The sequence below is a fragment of the Streptomyces pallidus (ex Mingjun et al. 2026) genome, assembly GCF_051550185.1.
In the GTDB taxonomy this organism is placed as follows: Bacteria; Actinomycetota; Actinomycetes; order Streptomycetales; family Streptomycetaceae; genus Streptomyces.
Genome location: NZ_CP196181.1, coordinates 673,486 through 684,043, shown reverse-complemented (window position 1 = coordinate 684,043; position 10,558 = coordinate 673,486). Strand labels below are relative to the sequence as shown.

The window sequence follows — 10,558 nt, the reverse complement described above, 5'->3', positions numbered from 1 at the left end:
CCTTTGATGCCCGATCCGATGCCCCACCCCGATCCCGCATGCATTCCGCATTTCTCCAGGAGGTGACGTTCCAGTGGCCGGCGTGAACGAAGAAAAGCTTCTCGAAAACCTGAAGTGGATGACCACGGAGCTCCGGCGGGCCCGCCGCCGCCTCCAGGAGGTCGAGCAGGACGCCCACGAGCCCATCGCCATCGTCGCGATGAGCTGCCGCTTCCCCGGTGGCGTACGGTCCCCCGAGGACCTGTGGCGGCTGGTGTCCGAGGGCGGTGACGCCATCACCGGATTCCCCGACGACCGCGGCTGGGACATCGCGTCCCTCGCCGACCCCGACCCCGACCGCAAGGGCACCTTCTACAACACCGGCGGCGGGTTCCTCGACGACGCCACCGTGTTCGACCCCGGATTCTTCGGCATATCGCCGCGCGAGGCCCTCGCCATGGACCCGCAGCAGCGCCAGATCCTCGAAACCTCCTGGGAGGTGTTCGAGCGCGCCGGAATCGACCCGGCGTCCGTGCGCGGCAGCCGCACCGGCGTCTACATCGGCGCGGGCGCCATGGGGTACGGCGCCGACCTCAGGGAGGTTCCGGAGGGCCTCGAAGGGCTGCTCCTGACCGGTGGCGCCACCAGCGTGCTGTCCGGCAGGGTCAGCTACGCCCTCGGCCTGGAGGGCCCCGCCGCCACCATCGACACGGCCTGCTCCTCCTCCCTCGTCGCCCTGCACCTGGCCACCCAGGCCCTGCGCGGCCGCGACTGCTCGCTCGCCCTGGTCGGCGGCGTGTGCGTGATGCCCAGCCCCGACGTGTTCGTCGAGTTCAGCCGTCAACGCGGCCTCGCCGCCGACGGCCGCTGCAAGTCCTTCGCCGCGGCCGCCGACGGCACCGGCTGGTCCGAGGGCGTCGGCGTGCTCCTGGTGGAGCGGCTCTCGGACGCCCGCCGCAACGGGCATCCCGTGCTGGCCGTCGTCCGCGGCTCCGCCGTCAACCAGGACGGCGCCAGCAACGGCCTCACCGCCCCCAACGGCCCCTCCCAGCAGCGCGTCATCCGGCAGGCGCTGGAGAACGCCCGCCTCTCCGCCGCCGAGGTCGACGCGGTCGAGGCCCACGGCACCGGCACCCGGCTCGGCGACCCCATCGAGGCCCAGGCACTGCTGGCCACGTACGGCCAGGACCGGCCGGAGGGCCGGCCGCTGCGCCTCGGCTCCCTCAAGTCGAACCTCGGGCACACCCAGGCCGCCGCCGGTGTCGCCGGCATCATCAAGATGGTCATGGCCATGCGCCACGGAGTCCTCCCGCAGACCCTCCACGTCGACGAGCCCACCCCCGACGTCGACTGGTCGGCCGGCGACGTGTCGCTCCTCACCGAGCCCATGGCCTGGCCCGAGACCGGTGCCCCGCGCCGCGCGGCCGTCTCCGCGTTCGGCGTCAGCGGCACCAACGCGCACACCGTCATCGAACAGGCCCCCGAAGAGGAGCCGCCGGGCGGGGAGCAGCAGCCCGCCCCCGCCCCGGCCCGGCCCGCCGTGCTGCCCTGGACGCTGTCGGGCCGCAGCGCCGCCGCGCTGCGCGCCCAGGCCGCCCGGCTGATCGACGCCCGGACCAGGGACGCCGCCCACCCCTCGGCCCTCGACCTCGGGTACGCCCTCGCCACCACCCGTGGCGCCCTGGAACACCGGGCGGTCCTCCTCGGCCGCACGGACGGCGACCTCGACACCGCCCTCGCCGCCCTCGCCGCCGGCGAGGACGCCGCGGGACTGGTCACGGACACCGCCGTCGAGGGCAAGACCGCGTTCCTGTTCACCGGGCAGGGCAGCCAGCGCCTCGGCGCGGGCCGCGAACTGTACGACGCGCACCCGGAGTTCGCGGACGCCTTCGACGCGGTGTGCGGCCGTCTCGACCCGCTCCTCGAACTGCCGCTGAAGGCAGTCCTGTTCGGAACGGACGCGGACCTCCTCGACCGGACCGCGTACACCCAGCCGGCCCTGTTCGCCGTCGAGGTCGCACTGTTCCGCCTCATGGAGGGCCGGGGCCTGCGGCCGGACGCGGTCGCCGGGCACTCCATCGGCGAGATCGCCGCCGCCCACGTGGCCGGGGTCCTCTCGCTGGACGACGCGTGCACGCTGGTCGCGGCCCGCGGCCGGCTGATGCAGGAACTGCCCGCCGGCGGGGTGATGATCGCCGTCGAGGCCGCGGAGGACGAGGTCCTGCCGCTGCTCACCGACCGCGTCGGCATCGCCGCCGTCAACGGGCCGCGGGCCGTCGTGGTCGCCGGTGACGAGGACGCGGCCGCAGCCGTCGCCGCGCACTTCGAGGTGCAGGGCCGCAAGACCAAGCGGCTCACCGTCAGCCACGCCTTCCACTCGCCGCACATGGACGGCATGCTCGACGCCTTCCGCCGGGTGGCCGAGGGGCTCACGTACCACGCCCCGCAGATCCCGGTCGTGTCCTGCCTGACCGGCGCCCCCGTCACCGGCGAGATGGCGTCGGCCGACTTCTGGGTGCGGCACGTCCGCGAGGCGGTCCGCTTCCTCGACGCCGTCCGCGCCCTGGAGGCCGCCGGCGTCACCACGTACGTCGAACTCGGGCCCGACGGGGTGCTGTCCGCGCTCGCCCAGGAGTGCGTCACCAGCGAGGGCGCCGCCTTCGTCCCCGCGCTGCGCGCCGGCCGGCCCGAGCCCGAGACGGCCCTCGAAGCCCTCGCCCGCGCCCACGCCCACGGCGCCACCGTCGACTGGCAGGCGTTCTTCGCCGGCACCGGCGCCCGACACGCCGACCTGCCCACCTACGCCTTCCAGCACGAGCGCTACTGGCTGGAGCCCGGCGCCGGCACGGCCGGCGACGTGAGCGTGGCAGGCCTCGACCCCGCCGCCCACCCGCTGCTCGGCGCCGCCGTCACCCTCGCCGGCTCCGACAGCGTGCTCTGCACCGGCCGGCTGTCCCTGCGCACCCAGCCCTGGCTCGCCGACCACACCCTCGCCGGTGCGGCCGTGCTGCCCGCCGCCGCGTTCGTCGAACTCGCCGTCCGCGCCGGCGACCGGGCCGGCTGCGGCCACATCGCGGAGCTGCTGCTCGACGCCCCGCTCGCCCTGCCCGCCGACGGATCCGGCGTACGGGTCCAGGTGCTCGTCGAGGACGCCGACGCGCAGGGCCGCCGCGCCTTCACCGTCTCCGGCCGACCGGAGAACGGCGACGGCGACCTCGGCGAGGACGGCGGCTGGACCCGCCACGCCCGGGGCGTCCTCACCCCCGCCGCGCCGGAGGCGACGTCCCCCGCCCCGTCCGGTGCCGCCACGTGGCCGCCCGCGGGGGCCGAACCCCTCGACCTCGGCCCCCTGTACGGCGCCGACGCCGCGCACGACGCCGAGGACACGGACGCCGGTCCGCGGCGCGGCCCGCTGTTCCGGGCCGTGGAAGCGGCCTGGCACCTGGACGGCGCGTACTTCGCGCAGGTGCGCCTGCCCGAAGGCGGCCCGGAGGCCTCCGCGTTCGGCCTGCACCCGGTGCTGCTGGACGCCGCCGCGCACGCCGCGGCCGCCCTGGCAGCCGACGGCGCCGACACCGACGGCCGCGGCGCGGGCACCGGACCCGGCAGCGCCTGGTCCGACGTGACCCTGCACGCGGTCGGCGCCGGCGCCCTGCGCGTCCACATCCGACCGGTTGCCGACGGCTCCGCCGACCCGGCGTACGCCCTCGACCTCGCCGACGACCACGGCGACCCGGTGGCCACCATCGGCCGCCTGACCCCGCAGCCGTGCCCGGCCGCCGAAGCCGCCGGCACCGCGCGGCCCGTACCGGCCGTCGTGCGCGAGGCGCTGTTCCAGCTCGACTGGACGCCGCTGCCCCTGCCGACCGCCCCCCGCGCGGGGGACGGGCCGGCCGGCGGCTGGGCCGTCCTCGGCCCCGCCGGCTTCGGCCCGGCCACCCGCCACGCCGACCTGGCGGCGCTGGGCGCCGCCGTCGACGCCGGGGCTCCCGTACCGGCGTACGTCCTGGCCCCCTTCCCCCGGGAAGCCGCCGGGACCGGCCCCGACGCCCTGCGAGGGGCCACGCACCGGGCGCTCGCCCTGGTGCACGCCTGGCTCGCCGACGACCGGTTCGCGGCCTCCCGCCTGGTCGTGCTGACCAGCGGCACGGTCGCCGGCCCCGGCGCAGCCGTCGAGGACCTGCCGCACGCCGCCGTCCGCGGTCTGCTGCGCTCCGCGGAGACCGAGAACCCCGGCCGCTTCGTCCTCGCCGACGTACCCGAGCCCACCGACCCCGCCGACCCGGCGGCAGCGGCCGCCCTCGCCGCCGCCCTCGCCGCCGCCCTCGCCTCCGGCGAGCCGGAGCTGCTGCTCCGCGACGGAGCCGTCCACGTCCCCCGGCTGCGCCGCACCCGCCCGACCGGCCCGGCCGGCGGTCCCGCCGTCGACCCGGACGGCACCGCCCTGATCACCGGCGGCTCCGGCACCCTCGCCGGGATCGTCGCCCGTCACCTCGTCACCGCCCACGGCGTGCGCCGGCTCCTGCTGCTCAGCCGCCGCGGCGCCGACGCGCCCGGCGCCGCCGAACGCACCGCGGAACTCGCCGCGCTGGGGGCCGAGGTCACCTGGGCCGCCTGCGACGCCGCCGACCGCGACGCCCTGGCCGCCGTCCTGTCCGCGATCCCCGCCGAACAGCCCCTCACCACCGTGGTCCACACGGCGGGCGTCCTCGACGACGGCGTGATCGGCTCCCTCACCCGCGACCGCCTGGACACGGTGCTGCAGCCGAAGGCCGTCGCGGCCCTCCACCTGCACGAGCTGACCCGCGACCTGCCGGTCACCGCGTTCGTCCTCTACTCCGCCGTCGCCGGCACCCTCGGCAGCGCCGGCCAGGCCAACTACGCCTGCGCCAACGTCCTCCTGGACGCCCTCGCCGAGCACCGCCACCACCAGGGCCTGCCCGCCACCGCCCTGGCCTGGGGCCTGTGGGCCGACGCCAGCGGCATGACCGGCGGACTCGACGAGGCCCACCTGCGCCGCATGGAGCAGCAGGGTATGGGCGCCCTCACGGCCGCCGACGGCATGGCCCTGCTCGACGCCGCCCTGGCCTCCGGCCGGCCCGCCCTCGTCCCGGCCCGCCTCCACCCCGCGGCCCTCCGCGACGCCGCCGCGCCCGGCCCGGTCGCCCCCGTGTTCCGCGAGCTCCTCGGCCCGGCGGGACGCCGTACCGCGCGGACCCGCACCGACGGCGGCACCCCGCTCGCCGAACGGCTCGCCGGCCTCACCCGCCCCGAACAGGACCGCGTCCTGCTCGACCTCGTACGGTCCCAGGTGGCTTCCGTCCTCGGCCACTCCTCGGCCGAACAGATCGAGCCCGCCAAGGCGTTCAAGGACCTCGGCTTCGACTCGCTGACCGCCGTCGAGCTCCGCAACCGGCTCGGCGCGGCCACCGGCCTGCGCCTGGCCAGCACGCTCGTCTTCGACTACCCGACGCCCACGGCGCTCGCCCACCAGGTGCGCGCCGAACTCCTCGGCGGGGACGACGCGTCCGACCGGATCACGGCGCAGGGCACGGCCCCGGCGGCCGGCGCCGACGACCCCATCGCGATCGTCGCCATGAGCTGCCGCTACCCCGGAGGCGTCCGCACCCCCGAGGAGCTGTGGCGGCTCGTCGAGACCGGCGGCGACGCCATCGCCGGACTGCCCGGCAACCGCGGCTGGGACACCGCCGAACTGCACGCCGCCGAGGCCGGCCACGGCCGGGCCTTCCAGGGCGGATTCCTCTACGACGCCGACTCCTTCGACGCCGACTTCTTCGGGATCTCGCCGCGCGAGGCCCTCGCCATGGACCCGCAGCAGCGCCTGCTGCTGGAAGCCTCCTGGGAGACCGTCGAACGGGCGGGCATCGACCCGTCGTCGCTGCGCGGCAGCCGGGCCGGCGTGTTCGTCGGCGCCTCCTACACCGGCTACGACGCCCAACTGGAGCGGTCCGCCGACGTGGACGGCGTCCTCGGCCACGTGATGACCGGCAACGCGGGCAGCATCATGTCCGGCCGCGTCGCCTACGCGCTGGGCCTGGAGGGCCCGGCCGTCACCGTCGACACCGCCTGCTCCTCCTCCCTGGTCGCCCTGCACTGGGCCATCCAGGCGCTGCGGGCCGGCGAATGCAGCCTGGCGCTCGCCGGCGGTGTGACGGTCATGTCGACGCCCGGCACGTTCAGCGAGTTCAGCCACCAGGGCGGACTCGCCCCCGACGGCCGCTGCAAGGCCTTCGCGGCGGGCGCGGACGGTACGGGCTGGGGTGAGGGCGTCGGCATGCTGCTCGTGGAGCGGCTGTCGGACGCGCAGGCCAACGGGCATCCGGTGCTGGCGGTGGTGCGCGGTTCGGCCGTGAACCAGGACGGTGCGAGCAACGGTCTGACGGCTCCGAACGGCCCGTCGCAGCAGCGGGTGATCCGTCAGGCGCTGGCGAGTGCCGGCCTGTCGGCCGCCGAGGTCGACGCGGTCGAGGCGCACGGTACGGGTACCCGGCTGGGAGATCCGATCGAGGCGCAGGCGCTGCTGGCCACGTACGGGCAGGACCGTCCGGACGACCGGCCGCTGCTGCTCGGTTCGATCAAGTCGAACATCGGTCACACGCAGGCCGCGGCCGGTGTGGCGGGAGTGATCAAGATGGTCATGGCGATGCGCCACGGGGTGCTTCCGCAGACCCTGCACGTGGACGAGCCCACCCCGCACGTCGACTGGACCGCGGGCGACGTGACCCTGCTGACCGAGGCCACGGCCTGGCCCGAGAACGGCCGGCCGCGGCGCGCCGCGGTGTCCTCGTTCGGCATCAGCGGCACCAACGCCCACACCATCATCGAGCAGGCACCGGCACCGGCACCGGCCCTGGCCCCGGAGTCCGCGGACCGGTCCGCGCCGGCCCCGACGGCACCGTCCGCCGGACCGCTCCCGTACGTCCTGTCGGCCAGGAACCCGCAGGCGCTCCGCGCCCAGGCCGCCCGGCTGCTGCCCGCGGCCGAAGCCCTCACCGGGACCGGCGACGAGGACGGCTCCGGCCTCCTGGACCTGGCGTACTCCCTGGCCACCGGCCGGGCGGCCCTCGAACACCGGGCGGCGTTCACCGCCGCCGACCGCGCGGACCTGCTGGGCGCGCTCGCGGCCCTCGCGGCCGACGAGCAGACCCCGGGGCTGACCCGCGGGACGGTCTCCGGCGGCCGGCTGGCCTTCCTCTTCACCGGGCAGGGCAGCCAGCGCCTCGGCACGGGCCGCGAGCTGTACGACACCCACCCGGCGTTCGCGGACGCGCTCGACGCGGTGTGCGAACGGCTCGACGCCCACCTCGAACTGCCCCTGAAGGACGTCCTCTTCGGGTGCGACGCGGCCCTGCTGGACCGTACGGAGTACACCCAGCCCGCCCTGTTCGCCGTCGAGGTGGCGCTGTTCCGGCTCCTGGAGGGCCGGGGCCTGCGCCCCGACTACCTGTCCGGGCACTCGATCGGCGAGATCGCCGCCGCGCACGTCGCCGGGGTCCTGTCCCTGGACGACGCGTGCACTCTGGTCGCGGCCCGCGGCCGGTTGATGCAGGCCCTGCCCGCCGGCGGCGTGATGATCGCGGTCCAGGCCGCGGAGGACGAGGTCCTGCCGCTGCTCACCGAGGCCGACCGGGTGTCCATCGCCGCGGTCAACGGCCCGCAGTCGGTCGTGGTCGCGGGCGACGGGGACGCGGCGGCCGCCGTGGCGGCGCACTTCGAGGCGCAGGGCCGCAAGACCAAGCGGCTCACCGTCAGCCACGCCTTCCACTCGCCGCACATGGACGGCATGCTGGCCGACTTCCGGAAGGTCGCCGAGGGGCTGTCGTACGCCGTCCCGCGCATCCCGGTCGTGTCCAACCTGACGGGCGCCCTCGTCACCGACGAGATGGCATCCGCCGACTTCTGGGTCCGGCACGTCCGCGAGGCCGTCCGCTTCCTCGACGGCGTCCGCGCCCTGGAAGCCGCCGGCGTCACCACGTACCTCGAACTGGGCCCCGACGGGGTGCTGTCCGCCCTCGCCCAGGACTGCGTCACCGAGGACGCCGTGTTCGCACCCGTCCTGCGCGCGGGCCGCCCCGAGCCCGAGACCGTCGTCACCGCCCTCGGCACGGCCCACGCCTACGGCGCCGCCCTCGACTGGACGGCGTACTACGCCGGCACCGGCGCCCGCCGCGTCGACCTGCCCACCTACCCCTTCCAGACCCGGCGCCACTGGCCCGAGCCCGCCGCCGCGGCGGCCGCGGCCGGGGCGGCGCGGGGCGGCCCCGGCGTCAGCGAGGCCGACGCCCGGTTCTGGGACGTCGTGGAGCGGGCCGACCTGGCCGCACTCGCCGACGAGTTCGACGTCGACGGCGAACAGCCGCTCGGCACGGCCCTGCCCGCCCTGTCCGCCTGGCGGCGCGGGCGGCAGGCCCAGGCCCAGGCCGACTCCCTCCTCTACCGCGTCGCCTGGCAGCCGTGGACCGGCGGCGCCCCCGCCACCGCGACGGCAGGCCCCGCCGGCACCTGGCTGGTCGCCGTACCCGCCGCACAGGCCGACGACCCGTGGATCCGCGCCCTCACCGACCACCTGGCCGACGGCGGCGCCCGTATCCTGCCGCTCCCGCTCGACACCGCCGACGGCGACCCGGCCGTCCTGCGGGCCCGCCTGGACGAGCGGCTGCACGAGACGGCGGCCGGGGGACCGGTCACCGGCATCCTGTCGCTCCTCGCGCTCGACGAGCGGCCGCACCCCGAGCACCCCGCAGTGCCCGTCGGACTCGCCCTCTCCCACGCCCTCGTCTCCGCGCTCACGGAAGCCGGCGCGGAGCCCGTCCCCGGCGGCGCACCCCTGTGGTGCGTCACGCGCGACGCCGTCGCCGCCGCCCCCGGCGACACGCTCGGCGGCGCCGCCCAGTCCCAGGTCTGGGGCCTGGGCCGGGTCGTCGCCCTGGAGCACCCCGACCTCTGGGGCGGACTCGTCGACCTGCCCGAGGTGTGCGACGAGCGCGCCCTGTCCCGGCTGACCGACCTCCTCACCGGCGCGGGCGCCGGCGACGAGGACCAGCTCGCGGTCCGCGCCGCCGGCACCCTGGTACGCCGCCTCGTCCACGCCACCCCGGCCGACACCGCCCCCGCCGACCGGTGGACCCCGCGCGGCACCGTGCTCGTCACCGGCGGCACGGGCGCCCTCGGCCGCCACGTGGCCCGCCGCCTCGCCGAACGGGGCGCGCAGCGCCTCGTCCTCGTCAGCCGCAGCGGCGCCGACGCGCCCGGCGCCGCCGAGGTCCGTACGGAGCTCGAAGCGCTCGGCACGGCCGTGACCCTCGCGGCCTGCGACGTCACCGACCGGGACGCGCTCGCAGCGCTCGTCGCCGGCCTCGCCGCCGACGGCACCCCGGTCCGCGCCGTGGTGCACGCCGCTGGTGTCTCCCAGCCGCCCGGCACCGGCACCGACCTGCCCGGCTTCGCCCGGGTCGTCACCGCCAAGACCGCCGGCGCCGTCCACCTCGACGCCCTGTTCGACGCACCGGACTCCCTCGACGCGTTCGTCCTCTTCTCGTCCATCGCCGGCACCTGGGGCAGCGGCGGCCAGGGGGCGTACGCGGCCGCGAACACGTTCCTCGACGCGCTCGCCGAACGCCGCGCGGCCCGCGGGCTCGCCGCCACGGCGATCGCCTGGGGACCCTGGGCCGACGGCGGCATGGCCGCCGAGGGCGACGCGGAGGAGCAGCTCACCCGACGCGGACTGCCGCCCGTCCCCCCGGCGACGAACCTCCTCGCCCTGGAACGCGCCCTCGCGGGAGCGGACCCGGCGGTGACCGCCGCCGACGTCGACTGGGCGCGGTTCGCGCCCGTGTTCGCCGCGGCCCGGCCCCGCCCGCTCATCGCCGACCTGCCCGAGGTGCGCGCCGCCCTGCGCCAGGACCCGGCGCCCGGCGGCGAGACGGCGGCCGGCGACCCGTCCGCGGACCTGCTCCGCCGGCTCGCCGAACTCTCCGGCGAGGACCGGGACACGGCCCTCCTCGACCTCGTGCGCGAGCACGCGGCCGCGGCCCTCGGCCACCCGTCCGCGGACGCCGTCGCAGCCGACCGCGCCTTCAAGGACCTCGGCTTCGACTCCCTCACCGCCGTCGACCTGCGCAACCGCCTCGGCACCGCGTGCGGGCTGCGGCTCCCCTCCAGCCTCGTCTTCGACTACCCCAACCCGCAGGCCCTGACCCGCCACCTGCTGCGCACCCTCTTCGCCGGGGACACCGGCGCAACGGCGGCCGGCGCCGCCGGCGGCGCGGACCTGGACACCGACCCGCAGGACGCCGAGCTGCGCCGGACCCTGGCGACCATCCCGCTGGGCCGCATCCGCGCCGCAGGACTCCTCGACACCCTCCTGCAGCTCGCCGGACCCGACACCCCGGCCGCCGACGAGGGCGGCCCGGACACCGCCGACGCGGCCGCGTCCATCGACGAGATGGACCTCCAGGACCTCCTCGACCTCGCCCTCGACGGCGGCGGCGACCCCGGAGACGGCGACGTCCCCGGCAACTCCACCAGCAACAGCAACTTCTGACGTGCCCGAAGTGCG

General features: G+C 76.9%; 1 protein-coding gene. It reads left to right on the top strand.

Going from position 1 to position 10,558, the window contains the following annotated elements:
* The first annotated feature begins 82 nt into the window (after positions 1 to 82).
* Positions 83 to 10,543, top strand: a complete 10,461-nt coding sequence (locus tag ACSHWO_RS02945; RefSeq protein ID WP_438309924.1) for a type I polyketide synthase — start codon at positions 83 to 85, stop codon at positions 10,541 to 10,543.
* Positions 10,544 to 10,558: the final 15 nt, after the last annotated feature.